General features: G+C 44.0%; 13 protein-coding genes. 1 reads left to right on the forward strand and 12 read right to left on the reverse strand.

The window, feature by feature from the left end; translation table 11 throughout:
• Positions 1–17: 17 nt before the first annotated feature.
• From G541_RS0105875 to G541_RS0105930, 12 genes are all read right to left on the reverse strand, one after another.
• Positions 18–1,037 (reverse strand): gluconeogenesis factor YvcK family protein, encoded by a 1,020-nt coding sequence (locus G541_RS0105875; protein WP_027826833.1) that lies wholly within the window; start codon positions 1,035–1,037, stop codon positions 18–20.
• Complete coding sequence (gene rapZ, locus G541_RS0105880) at positions 1,027–1,923, reverse strand: RNase adapter RapZ (protein ID WP_009553136.1); 897 nt, start codon at positions 1,921–1,923, stop codon at positions 1,027–1,029. Before rapZ ends, G541_RS0105875 begins: the two co-directional genes overlap by 11 nt.
• 54 nt (positions 1,924–1,977) lie before the next feature.
• The gene (gene sdaAA / locus G541_RS0105885) at positions 1,978–2,880 is read right to left on the reverse strand and encodes an L-serine ammonia-lyase, iron-sulfur-dependent, subunit alpha (protein ID WP_027826834.1); all 903 of its coding nucleotides are present in this window, start codon (positions 2,878–2,880) and stop codon (positions 1,978–1,980) included.
• Between the two features lie 13 nt (positions 2,881–2,893).
• Positions 2,894–3,550: a serine dehydratase beta chain gene (locus tag G541_RS0105890; protein ID WP_027826835.1), complete on the reverse strand. Its 657-nt coding sequence runs from the start codon at positions 3,548–3,550 to the stop codon at positions 2,894–2,896.
• Between the two features lie 247 nt (positions 3,551–3,797).
• Positions 3,798–6,638, reverse strand: a complete 2,841-nt coding sequence (gene uvrA, locus G541_RS0105895) for an excinuclease ABC subunit UvrA (RefSeq protein WP_027826836.1) — start codon at positions 6,636–6,638, stop codon at positions 3,798–3,800.
• An 18-nt stretch (positions 6,639–6,656) separates the two neighbouring features.
• Positions 6,657–8,666: an excinuclease ABC subunit UvrB gene (gene uvrB / locus G541_RS0105900; RefSeq protein ID WP_027826837.1), complete on the reverse strand. Its 2,010-nt coding sequence runs from the start codon at positions 8,664–8,666 to the stop codon at positions 6,657–6,659.
• A 166-nt stretch (positions 8,667–8,832) separates the two neighbouring features.
• On the reverse strand, positions 8,833–10,560 hold the full coding sequence (locus G541_RS0105905; RefSeq protein ID WP_027826838.1) for a phospho-sugar mutase: 1,728 nt from the start codon (positions 10,558–10,560) through the stop codon (positions 8,833–8,835).
• A 353-nt stretch (positions 10,561–10,913) separates the two neighbouring features.
• Positions 10,914–11,843 (reverse strand): thioredoxin-disulfide reductase, encoded by a 930-nt coding sequence (trxB, locus tag G541_RS0105910; RefSeq protein WP_027826839.1) that lies wholly within the window; start codon positions 11,841–11,843, stop codon positions 10,914–10,916.
• A gap of 89 nt (positions 11,844–11,932) precedes the next feature.
• A complete protein-coding gene (gene lgt / locus G541_RS0105915; protein WP_009553150.1) occupies positions 11,933–12,754 on the reverse strand; it encodes a prolipoprotein diacylglyceryl transferase in 822 nt (273 codons plus the stop codon).
• Between the two features lie 8 nt (positions 12,755–12,762).
• Complete coding sequence (gene hprK / locus G541_RS0105920; protein ID WP_009553152.1) at positions 12,763–13,707, reverse strand: HPr(Ser) kinase/phosphatase; 945 nt, start codon at positions 13,705–13,707, stop codon at positions 12,763–12,765.
• A 12-nt stretch (positions 13,708–13,719) separates the two neighbouring features.
• On the reverse strand, positions 13,720–14,088 hold the full coding sequence (locus tag G541_RS0105925; protein WP_027826840.1) for a phage holin family protein: 369 nt from the start codon (positions 14,086–14,088) through the stop codon (positions 13,720–13,722).
• 12 nt (positions 14,089–14,100) lie between these two features.
• A complete protein-coding gene (locus tag G541_RS0105930; RefSeq protein WP_051174572.1) occupies positions 14,101–15,213 on the reverse strand; it encodes a PDZ domain-containing protein in 1,113 nt (370 codons plus the stop codon).
• Positions 15,214–15,567: 354 nt separating this feature from the next.
• Here G541_RS0105930 and G541_RS10195 point away from each other — a divergent pair.
• Positions 15,568–15,708: helix-turn-helix domain-containing protein (locus tag G541_RS10195; protein WP_155824514.1), on the forward strand; the 141-nt coding region annotated here is incomplete at its 3' end.

Here is a 15,708-nt window from a genome sequence, read left to right on the forward strand (position 1 = left end):
GCTAACACCCCCTTATTTTAATTAAAATTATCACTGCGCCATGACAACGGCCGGCCCGTAAGGCGCATCAACTCATCAACAACTTGATCACCGTTATGAAAAACACCCTTATCGCGCAGCTGTAAAAAGTTATCCGAAATCACCCGACAACCTTGGGCCCGCAACCCCTTGAAATCATATTTAACCTGGTACAGGTATTCGTCATATTTTTGGCGATCCATGTAATCTTGAGGAACTGGTTCAGTATTAACCAAAACTGTGTCAATAAAGTTTTGCCCCAAGTGACTATTGAGAACCCGAACATGGTCGGCATCAGTAAAGTGCTCTGTTTCCCCTAGTTGGGTCATAATGTTGCAGATATAAACCACTTCTGCTTCAGTCTGACACACTGCTTGTCCGACATTCTTAATCATCAAGTTTGGCAAAATACTCGTAAATAAACTTCCCGGTCCCAAGACTATCTGGTCTGCTTCCTCAATGGCCTGGATCACTTCAGGCATTGCCTGGGGCTCACTTCCATCATTAGCTGTCACCCACACGCGCTTAATCATCTTGTCAGCGTGGGTGATCTCAGCTTCCCCAGCCACTGTGGTCCCATCAGTAAATTCTGCATTTAAGGTTAGTGCTTCTTCAGCGGCTGGATAAACATGTCCATCCACCTTCATCATCTCAGAAAGAAGTTGGACAGCTGTAAATATCCCTTCATCCTCCATCTCAGAGATAGCAGCAATGATTAAATTGCCAATCGCATGCCCCGAGAAGAACTTATCTTCAGATTTAAACCGGTATTGAAAAATCTTTTTTTCAAATTCTGGAAGGTTGGACAGCGCCACTAAACAATTACGAATATCGCCAGGTGGGACTACGTTGATATAATCGCGAATAACCCCCGAAGATCCACCGTCATCGGCAACTGTAACCACCGCTGAAATGTCTGCATCCCGCTTACGAAGACTCTTAAGCAGCACCGGGAGACCTGTCCCGCCACCGATCACCACAATCCGCGGCCGTTTCCTTCTTTGACAATTACTTTTCATTCGTCTTTCCTGCCTTTTCCTGCTTATGCTTCTCCACATCCCGGTGGGCAATCCGTACTTGATAATCATCAGCTAATGCATGCCCCACCCGTTCGGTCAAAGCAACGGACCGGTGCTGACCACCAGTACACCCAATTGCAATGGTGACACTGGACTTGCCTTCGGCAACATAACCTGGCAATACATACTGCAACAGTCCAATAAAGCGTTGGTAAAATTCCTCTGTTCGCTCAGATGCCATTACATAATCATACACATCCTGGTCTAACCCTGTCTTAGGACGAAGCTCAGGAATGTAAAATGGATTAGGGAGGAAGCGGACATCCATCACAATATCAGCATCAATTGGAATCCCATACTTGAATCCAAATGACATCACCACTACATGGAAAGGCGAACTATTCTGCGTTTCAAAGTTATGGAAAATTTCTTCTCGTAGCTGACGCGGCGATAGGTCGCTTGTATCAATGATGATCTGCGCTTGTCCCCTTATGTCAGCCAATAACTTCCGTTCCAAATGAACTCCATCTAGGATCCGCCCCTCCATTGCTAACGGATGAGCACGACGTGTTTCCTTATACCGGGATACCAATTCAGCATCAGATGAGTCTAAGAAAAGGATCCGCGGTTCAATCTGTCCATCATCACTGATATTGCGTAACATTTCAATTATTTCATCATAAAAAGCCCGGGACCGTAAATCAATTACCAGGGCAATCTTAGTGATCTTGCCTGATTCTTGTACTAATTCCCAAAACTTAGGTAACAGTGCTGGTGGCATATTATCAACGCAAAAATAGCCTAAATCTTCGAAGCTCTGCATTGCAACGGTCTTACCAGCACCGCTCATTCCCGTAATAATAACTAATTGAATTTGTTCCCCCATCATACCACTTCCTCAAATTGACTCTTTTTATTATATCATACCGGGCGTTTCATCTTATTTTACGACGCCATCATCTTCATTAGTGACATCTTCGCCAAAAATTCGCATCTTCATTTTCAAGGCTGTCGGCGTAGTCGCAATTCCGCCTCGCCCGGTTTCCCGCAACGAAGCCGGCATCTGTTTGCCAATACGGCGCATTGCATCAATTACTTCATCGGCTGGGATTCGGTTTGAGATCCCTGCCAGAGCCATGTCCGCCGCCGCTAAAGCATTAACTGCACCAGCAACATTGCGTTTGACACATGGTAATTCAACCAAACCTGCTACTGGGTCACAAACCAAACCTAAAAGGTTACTCATTGCCATCGCAAAAGCCTCTGCTGATTGCCGCGGTGTCCCACCATTGATTTCAACTGCAGCTGCAGCTGCCATCGCCGATGCACTGCCTACTTCAGCCTGACAACCTCCAGTCGCTCCGGCGATCATTGCATTATTAGCGGTAATCATCCCAAAGCCTCCCGCAGTTAGCAAAAAGTGAACTTTTTCATCATCCGTATAGTGGAAACGTTGATCTAAGGAAAACAAAGTACCGGGGATTGTTCCGGACGATCCCGCTGTTGGCGTGGCACAAATCACTCCCATAGCAGCATTAACCTCATTAGTTGCGATCGCATTTTGAATCGCCCAAAGCATGGTATCTCCCGCTAATCCGCCACCATTTTCGCGGTAACGTTTGATCTTTGCGGCGTCACCACCACTTAATCCAGTTGGTGACTGAACCCCTGCAGCTCCTTTACGGGCCGCTTCTTCCATTACCCGCAGTTGTCCCCGCATCCGTTCCATAATTGCCGCTTCTGGTTGCTTACTATATTCCATTTCTTGGTCAAGCACTAAGCGCCATAAGGGATGGTGCTGTCGTTCTGCAGCTGCAATTAAATCTGCTACCGTCTGATACATCGCCATTACCTCTCTATAATTCGATTATCCGTGAACACATCTGTGCCAACTTATTTAGTGTTTGCGGCGGAGTTAACTTATCTGTATTCAATTCCTGAATAAACTCATATTTAAACTTCGAAAGTCGCTTATGAAGAACATTGATATGTTCATTCTTTAATTTTTCTTCAGCTAATAACAAATTCTTACGTGGTCCCATACAAACTAAAGTTGGTAATGGCCCGCGAAGTTTAATTCTTTGTCCTAAAAGTTCTATTTGCCGAACTTCTATCGTTCCACCCCCAATTGAACAACCTGCCAGCTTGATTTTTTCGTGGTGCCCTTCAAGCGTCACAATCGCCGTATTGGGGTGTCCAATCGGGCTAGGAATGGTATGCTCAATGAAAACAATCTTAATCCCCCGGTCCCGTGCAATTGTAACTGCATCAGGAACCCGCGGATCGTCTTCTTTAAAACCTAAAACTCCAGCAACGATTGCATAGTCGGTCCCGTGCCCTTTATGCGTTGCTGCAAATGATTCATAGTAGTCAACCTGAACGGTGTGAAATTGGCCCACAAATATCTTGCGGGCTGCCCGCCCGATCTTGACCGCCCCCGCAGTATGGGAACTGGAAGGTCCGATCATTGTTGGGCCAATAATATCAAAGACACTCCGATAATTTGCTGTCATTTTCTCACCTTACCGTCCTTTAAATGTTATCTCCGCAAGCGGTAGCAACTCCCTGCTACCTCCCCTGTTATATCATCATTGAAGTATACCACATTCCCTTTAAAAAAGTGAGTTGCAGTCATTGGTGTAATCACTCACGTTGACCACTTTTAATTTTCTCTGGATCATTCTGGAATAACTTGCGTAAGCAAAAAGAGGCTGCCCAGAAACTAGTTCTGTGTTCAACCTCCCTTCATAGTGCCAATAGCTATCTTTCTTCGTAATGACCCGTAGCTAAGACCCGCTGCAGGTACTGGCCGGTATAACTTGCTGGTTCTTGAGCAACTTCTTCCGGTGTCCCTAGGGCGACGATTTGCCCGCCACCTTCACCCCCGTTCGGGCCAAGATCAATCAAGTAATCAGCGGTCTTAATTACATCCAGGTTGTGCTCAATTACTAAGACTGTATTGCCTTTATCCACTAGCCGTTCTAACACGGTTAACAACCGTTTAATATCATCAGCGTGAAGGCCGGTAGTCGGTTCATCCAAAATATAAAAGGTTTTGCCATTTGATTGCTTATGCAATTCTGATGCTAACTTCATCCGTTGAGCTTCCCCCCCAGAAAGGGTTGTTGCTGATTGACCTAAATGAACATACCCTAGTCCAACATCAGCAATCGTTTGGAGTTTCCGCCGAATTTTAGGAATTGCTGCAAAGAATTTCAACGCTTCACTCACTGTCATGTTCAACACATCAGCGATTGTTTTCCCTTTATATTCTACTTCCAAAGTTTCCGAATTATACCGTGTCCCGTGACATACTTCACATGGGACATAGACATCCGGCAAGAAGTTCATTTCAATTTTGATGATACCATCACCCTTGCAGGCTTCACACCGACCACCTTTAACATTAAAGGAGAAACGTCCCTTAGTATAACCCCGCATTTTGGCCTGGTTAGTCTGGGCAAATAAACCACGAATATCATCAAAAACCCCGGTATAGGTTGCCGGATTACTACGCGGAGTCCGCCCAATTGGACTTTGGTCAATATCAATGATTTTGTCGATATTTTCAATCCCTTCTAGGCGCTGATACTTTCCAGGCTTGGCTGAGTTACCGTTCAATTTTTGAGCTAGGGCCCGCTTCAAAATTAGGTTAACCAGGGTTGATTTACCCGAACCAGATACTCCCGTTACCGCAATGAATTTTCCTAATGGAAAAGTAACATCAATCTGCTGCAAATTATTGGCAGCAGCTCCTAACACACGGATTACTTTACCATTACCTTCACGTCGGTGTGCCGGGATCGGAATATACTTTTTGCCTGCTAAGTACTGCCCGGTTAAAGAACGCCGGGACCGGGCTACCTGTTTGGGGGTCCCGGCAGCCATAACTTTACCCCCTAATTCACCAGCTCCTGGACCCATGTCAACAATATAATCCGCTGCCCGCATTGTATCTTCGTCATGTTCAACCACAATCAAGGTATTACCGAGATCACGCATCTTCTTGAGGGATGCAATCAACCGATCATTGTCGCGTTGGTGCAAACCAATCGATGGTTCATCGAGAATATACATTACCCCGGAAAGGTTCGATCCAATCTGGGTTGCTAACCGAATCCGTTGGGCTTCACCCCCAGAAAGAGTCCGGGCGGAACGACTCAACGTTAAGTAATCTAAGCCCACATTTTCTAAGAAAGTCAAGCGGTCGATTATTTCTTTGAGAATTGGTCGAGCAATTTCTTGTTTCTGGTCGCTGAATTCCAAGTGTTTAAAGAAGTTCAAACTAGCACCAATTGCTAAGTCGGATACTTCCCCGATATGCTTTCCCGCAATCTTGACAGCTAACGCTTTTGGATTTAAGCGGTAACCTTGACAAGTTTGACAAGTCAAGCTCGTCATATACTGCCGCATGTTATTAGTAGTGAAGTCACTAGCAGAATTGCGGTAGCGGCGGTCGATGAGATTCATAATTCCTTCAAATGCCATATCAACATCTTTAATCCCACCAAAATCTGACAACACATGGAAATGGAAGGTCTTGTCCCCGCTCCCATAAAGGATTAGGTCTCGTTGCGCCTGGGGAAGTTCATTGAACGGTGTGTCCATATCAATTTCAAACTCAGCACATGCTTGCTGAAGCATCGTTGGATAATACTTTGAAGAAGTTGAACTCCACGGTGCTAATGCACCCTCATTCAGGGTTTTGCTTGGGTCAGGCACGACTAAGTCAAAGTCTACCTCCAGCTTTTCTCCTAATCCATCACAGTCGGGACAAGCTCCAAACGGAGCATTGAACGAGAACAGCCGCGGTTCCAATTCCCCGATCGTAAAGCCACAGTAAGGGCAAGCAAAATATTCTGAAAACTGCAGGGTTTCGCCCCCGATAATATCAACAGCTACATAACCTCCGGCTAGTTTCAGGGCTGCTTCAAATGAATCAAACAACCGGGACCGAACTCCCTCTTTGAGGATGATCCGGTCAACAACCACTGCAATATCATGCTTCTTATTTTTGTCTAGTTCAATGTCTTCTTCAATCTCATGGGGTTCACCATCAATAATTAACCGAACAAAGCCTTCCCGCTTAATCTTAGCCAGTAAGTTTTTATGTTGGCCTTTCTTAGCGCGGACAACCGGAGCCATAATTTGCATCCGCGTCCGCTCTGGCAGTTGTAATACCCGGTCAACCATCTGTTCAGGTGATTGGCTTTCAATTACATGCCCATCGTTGGGACAGATCGGAGTTCCGACCCGAGCCCATAACAAACGGAAATAATCATTAATCTCCGTTACTGTCCCCACAGTCGAACGGGGATTCTTAGAAGTTGTCTTTTGATCAATCGAAATTGCCGGTGACAGACCATCAATAGAATCGACATCCGGTTTATCCATCTGGCCTAAAAATTGTCGTGCATATGAAGATAAACTCTCAACATACCGCCGTTGTCCTTCGGCATACAGCGTATCAAATGCTAGCGAACTCTTCCCCGAACCGGAAAGACCCGTCATAACTACGAGCTTGTTCTTGGGAATATCGAGGTCAACGTTTTGCAAATTATGCTCACGTGCTCCCCGAATACTAATCTTATTCTGTACCACACCATTTCCCCCTTAAAGTTATTTTTTAGCTTCAGATTGTAATTCTAAAATTGTGTCCCGTAATGCTGCCGCTTCTTCAAAGTCCAGCTTTTTAGCTGCTTCTTTCATTTGCTTTTGCAAGTTAGCAATAATCTGGTGCTGCTCATCCTTGCTGAGCGTATTGAATTTAATATCGGCCAAGTTAGCTTGTTCATCCCGCTCAGCTTCACTCTTAGTAACCGGTGAAATAGCTGCCCGAATTGGTTTTTTGATTGTCTGTGGTACCAATCCGTGTTCCTGATTATATTGCTCTTGTAGTGTCCGCCGTCTTTTCGTTTCATCAATTGCCGCTTGCATTGAAGCCGTGACAGTATCAGCATACATAATGACATGCCCATGAGCATTCCGCGCAGCCCGGCCAATCGTTTGAATCAACGAACGTTCATTCCGCAAGAAACCTTCTTTATCAGCATCAAGAATAGCAATCAATGATACTTCTGGTACATCGATTCCTTCCCGCAAGAGGTTGATCCCAACTAAAACATCAAATTTTCCTAACCGTAAGTCGCGGATGATCTCCGTCCGCTCTAAAGTCTTGATATCTGAGTGTAAGTACTTAACCTTAATCCCTAGTTCTTTGAAATAGTTAGTTAAATCTTCTGCCATTTTCTTAGTCAAAGTTGTGACAAAAACCCGCTCGTCTTTTGCTACTCTTTGATTAATTTCTCCCACCAAGTCTTCCATTTGCCCCATCACTGGTCGGACTTCAATCGTTGGATCCAATAGTCCTGTTGGTCGGATAATTTGCTCAACCACATGGTCTGTTTGTTCCTGCTCATACGGACCAGGAGTAGCTGACATATAGACGATTTGGTGCACCCGGCGTTCAAATTCACTCAAAGTCAATGGCCGGTTGTCCAGTGCACTTGGAAGTCTGAACCCATAGTCAATCAGCATCTGTTTTCGAGCCTTATCACCGTTATACATTCCCCGAACCTGGGGCATCGTCACATGTGATTCATCAACTACAATCAAGAAATCATCTGGGAAGAAATCTAGCAAAGTATATGGCGGTTCACCGGCCTTACGCCCTTCCATGAAACGAGAATAATTCTCAATTCCATTGCAGTAACCGACTTCGCGTAGCATCTCAATGTCGTAAGTTGTCCGTTGCTGCAAACGTTGGGCTTCCAATAATTTCCCCTGCGCAGTCAGTTCCGCTACCCGTTCCTTTAGTTCCGCCTCAATCCCTGTGATTGCCGTCTCCAAAGTTGCATCGTTCGTAACAAAGTGTGTCGCTGGGAAAATCACAATATGGTCCCGATCGCCAAAGACTTCTCCCGTCAAAGGATCGATTTCCCGGATCCGATCAATTTCATCACCAAAAAATTCAATCCGCAAAGCTCGCTCATCATGCGAAGCAGGATACAGTTCGACAACGTCTCCCCGTACTCTAAACCGTCCCCGCTGGAAATCGATGTCGTTGCGATCAAACTGCATATCAACCAATTCCCGCAAGACCTGATCGCGTGGTATTTCCTGCCCAGTGCGTAAAGAAAGAGCGTGCTCTGCATACTCACGTGGATCCCCCAAACCAAAAATGGAAGATACCGAGGCTACAACGATCACATCATTACGCTCAAGCAAAGAGCTGGTCGCTGAATGCCGCAGTTGGTCAATTTCGTCATTAATACTTGCATCTTTTTCAATGTAGGTATCACTCGAAGGAACGTATGCTTCCGGTTGATAATAATCGTAGTAACTAACAAAATACTCGACGGCATTATCAGGGAAAAATTCTTTAAATTCGCTATATAATTGTCCAGCCAAAGTCTTATTATGGGCCAAAACTAAAGTAGGCTTATTCACTTTTTGAATTACATTCGAAATTGTAAAGGTTTTCCCTGTCCCAGTGGCTCCCAACAAAATTTGGGCTTTTTCTCCGGCTAAAATCCCCTGACTGAGCGTTGCAATCGCTTGGGGTTGATCACCAGTCGGCTGATACTTAGACACTAGTTTAAACGGTCGGTTAGCGCGCTTAGTAATCATCATGTTCACTCCCGTAACAAATAATTCATAAGGTAATTCTACCACAGCGAACATACTTTCTAATTAATTTTGTCTTCTAATTGTTCCTTATCCATTTTGATCACAAAAAAACAGGGGATTAAATAGAGCCCCTGCTTTTTAAGTCAACCCATACTTATGAGCAAACCTATTTATTCAAAAATTCCGTAATTGCTTTTTCAAAGGATTGACGTTTGGCGTGGACACCGGCCGCTGTATTATCTTGGGCACCAATATAGAACTTGATCTTTGGTTCAGTTCCTGAAGGCCGAACAGCAATCCAGCTGCCGTCAGCCAACAGATACTTCAAGACGTTAGCTTTTGGCAAGGTCATCATTTCAACATGCCCATCGGCATACTTCTTTTCGCCGCTAGCAAAATCTTCGACAGCTGCCACTGCTACCCCAGCAAATGCTGCTGGCGCATTGGCCCGGAAGTCAGCCATAATGGCAGCAATCTTAGCTGGCCCTTCAACCCCAGCTAAAACATGAGAGATTGTCTTTTCAGCAAAATATCCATACTTACTGAACAAGGCTTGTAAGCCATCATATAGGTTCATGCCTTGGTGCTTATAGTAAGCTGCTACTTCAGCCAACATCACAGTGGATTGAATGGCATCCTTATCCCGCACAAATGGTTTGATTAAATAGCCAAAACTTTCTTCAAAGCCAAATTCAAAGGTATGGTTTTGGGTTTGTTCGTATTCTTTAATTTGTTCAGCAATAAATTTAAAGCCAGTTAATACATTGATCATCTTGGCGCCATAGTGGTCTGCAATCGCCGTGGCAAATTCACTAGAAACGATCGACTTCACCACTGCCGCGTTAGCTGGCAGGGTATTCTGCCGTTGCTTAGCTGCCAAAATATAATCCAGCAGCAAGGCGGCGATTTGGTTTCCAGTTAATAATTGGTAATCACCGTTAGGTTGCCGAACAGCAGCCCCCAACCGGTCGGCGTCAGGGTCAATCGCAATCAGCAGGTCCGCCCCTTCCTTTTTGCCTAAAGCAATTGCCATATCAAAGGCAGCTGGATCTTCAGGATTAGGTTTAGCTACTGTGCTAAAATCTCCATCTGGTTGTGCTTGTTCTGGAACCATAGTAAATTCTTCAAAGCCTGCTTCCCGGAGAGCTTGTGATCCAATCTTAGCCCCAGTCCCATGTAGTGGCGTGAAGATTAGCTTCATTTGTTTCCCTTCTTGGGCAACTAAATCATGATCAATCGTAACCGTCTTAACATGGTCCAGATAAGCCCGGTCGACTTCATCGCCAATGATCGTCATCAGATTATTGGTCAGTAATTCTTCCTGATCAGCCAATTTAATCATAAAGAGATCATCGACACTCCGGATATATTTGGTAATCAGATCAGATTCCTTCGGTGGCATCTGTGCCCCATCTTCCCCATAAATCTTATAGCCATTGTACTGCTTAGGGTTATGACTAGCCGTAACCATGATCCCTGCGTAGGTATTCAGGTGCCGAATAGTAAATGACAATTCGGGTGTAGGCCGCAAACTTTCAAAAATATAAGTCGGGATCCCGTGCGCACCCAAGACCCGAGCTGAATCATAGGCAAATTCTCGTGAACCATGACGCGAATCATAACTAATCGCTACCCCCCGTTGCCGGGTAACAGCATCTAATTGATCCATAAACCGTGCCAATCCCTCAGTAGCTTGCCGCACAGTGTAAATATTCATCCGGTTGATGCCAACGCCTAAGACGCCCCGCATTCCTGCAGTTCCAAACTCCATCGGCATATAAAAGGCATCCTCTAGTTCTTTATCGTTGCCAGCTAAACTATCTAGTTCAGCCCGCAAAGTCTGATCAAGACCTTGAAATTCGTTCCATTTTTGATATGTATCTTTCCAGCTCAAAAAAATCGCTCCTCACATCAATTCAATTAAGACACGATCATTATACTATATTTTTTGTAGCGTTTTCTTATTTCTCTGTTGTTTCTCATTTAAAATCATTTTTTATTATCTAATTTGCGTACTAGTATCTCTTTTTACCTTTTAGAACCGACATATATATAAATATGCGCTGTATTGATCATATTCTTCCTCATTTAGCACCTATTTTACTATATGCCGGGTATCTACCACCTAAATCTAACTTCTTACGTCAAATTTCATTTAATTTTTCCAAGTTATTTCTCGATAAAATTTCCACAAAAAAATAACCAGCTAGGCAGAAACAATTCTCCCCAGCTGGTCATTCATCTTGGTTATTTAGTTTCTTCAATATAATTGAATGCTTGTTGTCCGGCAATACCACCATCACCAACAGCAGTTGTGATTTGACGCAAGTTCTTCTTGCGGACATCCCCCACAGCGAAGATCCCTGGAATCTTGGTCTTCATCTGGTCGTCAGTAACAATCCAGCCTTCTTCGTCAGTGATCCCCAAATCCTTGAATGGTTCAGTGATTGGTAAAATCCCAACATAAATAAAGACAGCTGCCACTGGCACTTCACGATCTTCACCTGTCTTTTTATTGTGGGTCTTAACTCCAGTAACTTTTTGCCCATCACCAACGATTTCAGTTACGACCGTATCCCATGTAAAGTGCATCTTTTCATTTGCAAAGGCACGATCTTGCAAGATCTTTTGTGCCCGCAGTTGATCACGCCGGTGGAAAACGTTAACACTATCAACGATTTGTGCTAAATAAGTCCCTTCTTCAATTGCTGAATCGCCACCGCCGACTACTGCAACATCTTTATTTCTAAAGAAAGCTCCGTCGCAGACCGCGCAGTACGAAACACCCCGGCCACCATATTCTTCTTCGCCAGGAACACCTAATTTGCGGTGCTCTGATCCAGTAGCAATAATTAGTGCCTTGGTTTCAAAAGTATCATCTTCTGTTGTAACCAACTTAGTCCCGTACGCTTGGACAGTTACTCCGGTAACCGTCCCGTACGCATATTCTGCGCCAAATTGTGTTGAACTATCATACATTTCTTTGGCCAAATCTGGACCTAAGATTGACTTGAAGCCCGGATAGTTTTCAACTTCCGCAGTATTATTCATTTGACCACCGTAAACACCGCGATCAAGCATTAATACTGATAAGTTAGCGCGTGAAGCGTACAAAGCTGCAGTCATCCCACCAGGACCTGCCCCAATTACAATCACGTCATATTTTTTGTTTGCCATGCGTTTCACTCTCTTTCACGCTTGAATTCAATTTGATTATAACTTACTTTTTGTTAGTGATTAAATTATATGCTCTTATTTAGAAAAAATCAATCCTTAGCATCCAGATACCACGCTAAAGCAGGATCATTGCGTCGCCGCCAAACTCCAACTATTATTGCTCCAATAAAGAGCAGTAAGGAGAGCCATTGTGATACTCGCAAGGCCCCCAGCATCAAACTATCCGTCCGCATTCCTTCAATGAAGAAGCGTCCGAGTGCATACCAGATAAGATAAGCCAAGAAAATTTCTCCCTGCTTGAATAAGTGTAGTCGGTGCCGCAAGCTAACAAGGAGGATAAAGCCCAAAATATCCCAGACTGATTCATATAAAAAAGTAGGCTGGTAGTATACACCATTGATCCGCATCTGATTGATAATCCACTCTGGCAGATGCAACCTTTGTAGAAAGAAACGACTTGTCGCTCTACCATGGGCTTCTTGATTAACAAAGTTGCCCCAGCGTCCAATTCCTTGCGCTAAGATAACTGTTGGGGCTACAACGTCCAGCATTAACCACGCCGAAATCTCCTGACGTTTACATAAAACTAGCACTACAATGAAGGCTCCAATCAAGCCCCCGTAAATAGCAATTCCACCGTCCCAGATACGATAAATTTCACTTGGATACACTCGGTAATACTGCCATTGGAAAATGACATAATACAAACGAGCACAAATCAACGCCAGCGGTAATCCCCATAAGAGCAAATCATAAATTGTATCTTCTTTGATTCCACGCTTTTGCCCTTCATTAACTGCTAGAAAAACAGCCAAAACCATGGCAGAAGCAATAATGATTCCATACCAGTGAACTGGGATGGGTCCTAGTTCAAATGCGATTGGATCAATCTTGGCTAACACGGCTTCCATCCCTCTCATTATTTCTTTTCTTGAACAGAATTTTCGTGGATCAATTCCGCTAGATTACTCTGGAACTTCTTCGTTGCATCATACCCCATCGTCTTGGCCCGGTAGTTCATTGCGGCCGCTTCAATAATAATCGCGATGTTTCGCCCAATCATTACCGGAATATTGATTTTAGGAATATCCACATCGAAGATCCGTGCTTGGACCTCACCTGTTCCTAAGCGGTCAAATTGCTTGCCCTTAGCCCAGTTTTCCAAGTGAACAATCAACTGAATTTCTGTTTCCGATTTGACCGCTCCAGCCCCATAAAGGTTCATCACATCAATAATTCCGACACCCCTAATTTCTAGTAAGTGGCGTAAAATTTTCGGTGATTCCCCAATAATAGTTTGTTCATCTTGTTGGTAAACCTCTACCCGGTCGTCAGCAATCAGACGGTGGCCCCGTTTAATTAGGTCTAAGGCCGTTTCAGACTTACCGATTCCTGAGTCCCCTGTAATCAACACCCCGAGACCATAGATATCCATCAGCACGCCGTGAATAGACTGCCGTGGCGCAAGTTCCCCTTCAAGATAGTTAGTCATCTTGGACAGAATCCGAGTCGTCGCCAATTTTGTTCTTAAAATAGGAATTTGGTGGGCATTAGCCGCTTCTTCTAGCTCCATAGGTACCGTCAAATCACGCGAAACAATAAAACACGGTGTTTCTTCCCCACAGAGCATTTCCATGTATTTCTTTTTTGTCGTCGGCTCCATTTTTTGGGCATAGGATACTTCTGTCATCCCAAATAATTGGATCCGGTCTTCAGGATAGTAATCAAAATACCCCGTCAATTCTAACCCAGGACGGGAAATATCACTGACTGTGATATACCGTTCCTTAGTATATTTTTCCCCAATATAAACATTCAACTTGCAGGCCTGAACTAGACTGGCCACACTGACTTTTCCAGCCATAAAACAACCTCCTTAATGACGCTGTAAATAAGTACTAATGATGACATTTACCGCACTTAGGATCAAAGCTACCAAAAATGTCACCCCAAAGCTAGCAAAGTGAAATGAACTTCCCATGAAAGCCGAAGTCATCTGTAGCATCAAAGCGTTAATCACAAAATAAAACAAGCCCATACTAAGAACAGTAATCGGTAAAGATAATAAAATTAGTATTGGTTTAACCAAAGCATTGAGCAAACCTAAAACGATCGCTGCCACAAAGGCTACTAAGATCCCCGAAACATAGAACAACTGGTTGGGCATTAAACCAGCGAGTGCAATGAACGCAATCCCATTAACTAGTACCCGCTGAAAGAAGCCTAGTTGATTGGTAAAAATCATAGCTGTTTCCCCCTAATGAAATAATATCAAACCGATCTCATGTGGTGAGTCAGTGTAAATCGCACTTTCCTTAATCTTAAGATCCCCAGTATAAGTTTCGACCTTGAGATGACAATACACAGGATTTTTTTGCAAGGCAGAATATAACTCTTCCTCACTTCCCACAGGAATATTATTGCATTCTAAGATAATATCCCCTGGTTGCAAGTTCATTTTAGCAGCTGGTGTTTCAGGTTGCACAGCGATAACTCTCACACCTTGATTGGTTTCCACATACCAATTAGGCGCTTGGCGCTCTAACCGTCGCCGTTTAATTCCCCATACTAGCTCTATAACTAAAAGTAAGCTTCCTAAATAAGGGAATGCTTGTGGGAAAAACCAGGTGATGCCTAGCATAATTACAGCTAGTCCTAGCAGCCACCGCAGTTCCTGCTGGTAGGTAGTAATTGATTCATGTGGGAGGCGTTTGCTAACATTCAAAACGGCTGTCACAACCAACGGAAGAACTAGCAAGGTGTAATGATTACCCTGAAAATTCAGGACGGGCCACCAACTAAACAATGGTTGCATGTGTCCTTGGGGTAAAAAAATCACTACGGGTAGAATCGTAAATTCACGCCAATGATAATAAGCAACCCGCCGCCCCCGCTTCCCTGCTTTGATCCGCGGGCTAAACCACTCTGCACGAACGTTATGGGTTAATAAAAGCTTACTCCCATAATATACAACGACCAATAAGAAGAAGCCTGCTTCCCAAGTACCATGAATATGCGTGTCAGCAAAAAAGGAACTCCTCCCTAGCCAACTGCCAACATAATACACAATTCCAGCGCCAAGTAACGCCCAGCTCCCTAGACTGACAACCCCCGCGCTTAATAGTGGTAGGAGACTAGCCCCTACCCACAGAAACACCAGGTGCTTCGGTAATACCACGCCTAGTAGAGTGGTAATAGCTGACGCCCCTAAGCCTAATAGGAACATGTGCTTGATAAAATGTCGTCCTTCATAAAAATCTTTATTAACGGCAACCCGAAATAATTTTCTTTCTTCCCTGATCCGATAGGAATATAGCACATTGACAACGGCCAATCCTAGCGCTAGAAAACAATAAATATAATAAGCCACTCCAGTCCTCCCCTTCATTTCTTCTTATCATTTAGTATATCATCATTAAACCGCTTTTTCTGAGCTATTTAATAGCCAAAAGCCCCTTAACTGTATAATTCTTGCCTCCCCAAAGTAAAAATATGATTAACGGAAACCTCTCTATCCTAAAATTATAATTTTGCTCAAATAAACCTGTTAGGTGGCAAGTAGTAACGATAGCAAAAGAAGCTGGGAGAAAATAATATTTTCTCACCAGCTTCGGTTTTAATTTGGCAGATTGTAAAATTTAAGTTGAACATTTTAGTGGACAGAAAAACCCATAAAGGTCTTTAATGGTGTCGTTACAACATTCCATTAGAAAGAAGGACCTTTATGGGCACCACTATCTTATCATTTGAAGACCGAATTGTCATCGAAACGCTTCGTCATGAAAAGCGATCTCTTCGATATATCGCTGATTACCTGGGCTTTAGTAAGACTACTATCTTTAATGAAATTCACCGGTTAAAGGGT

The organism is Ligilactobacillus saerimneri DSM 16049 (assembly GCF_000423265.1).
Classification (GTDB): domain Bacteria; phylum Bacillota; class Bacilli; order Lactobacillales; family Lactobacillaceae; genus Ligilactobacillus; species Ligilactobacillus saerimneri.

What these genes read in the sequence shown, in the direction of transcription:
- G541_RS0105875 (WP_027826833.1), bottom strand. Translation starts at nt 1,037, where the DNA reads ATGAAAAGTAATTGTCAAAGAAGGAAACGGCCGCGGATTGTGGTGATC.
- rapZ (WP_009553136.1), bottom strand. Translation starts at nt 1,923, where the DNA reads ATGGGGGAACAAATTCAATTAGTTATTATTACGGGAATGAGCGGTGCT.
- sdaAA (WP_027826834.1), bottom strand. Translation starts at nt 2,880, where the DNA reads ATGTATCAGACGGTAGCAGATTTAATTGCAGCTGCAGAACGACAGCAC.
- G541_RS0105890 (WP_027826835.1), bottom strand. Translation starts at nt 3,550, where the DNA reads ATGACAGCAAATTATCGGAGTGTCTTTGATATTATTGGCCCAACAATG.
- uvrB (WP_027826837.1), bottom strand. Translation starts at nt 8,666, where the DNA reads ATGATTACTAAGCGCGCTAACCGACCGTTTAAACTAGTGTCTAAGTAT.
- trxB (WP_027826839.1), bottom strand. Translation starts at nt 11,843, where the DNA reads ATGGCAAACAAAAAATATGACGTGATTGTAATTGGGGCAGGTCCTGGT.
- lgt (WP_009553150.1), bottom strand. Translation starts at nt 12,754, where the DNA reads ATGGAAGCCGTGTTAGCCAAGATTGATCCAATCGCATTTGAACTAGGA.
- hprK (WP_009553152.1), bottom strand. Translation starts at nt 13,707, where the DNA reads ATGGCTGGAAAAGTCAGTGTGGCCAGTCTAGTTCAGGCCTGCAAGTTG.
- G541_RS0105925 (WP_027826840.1), bottom strand. Translation starts at nt 14,088, where the DNA reads ATGATTTTTACCAATCAACTAGGCTTCTTTCAGCGGGTACTAGTTAAT.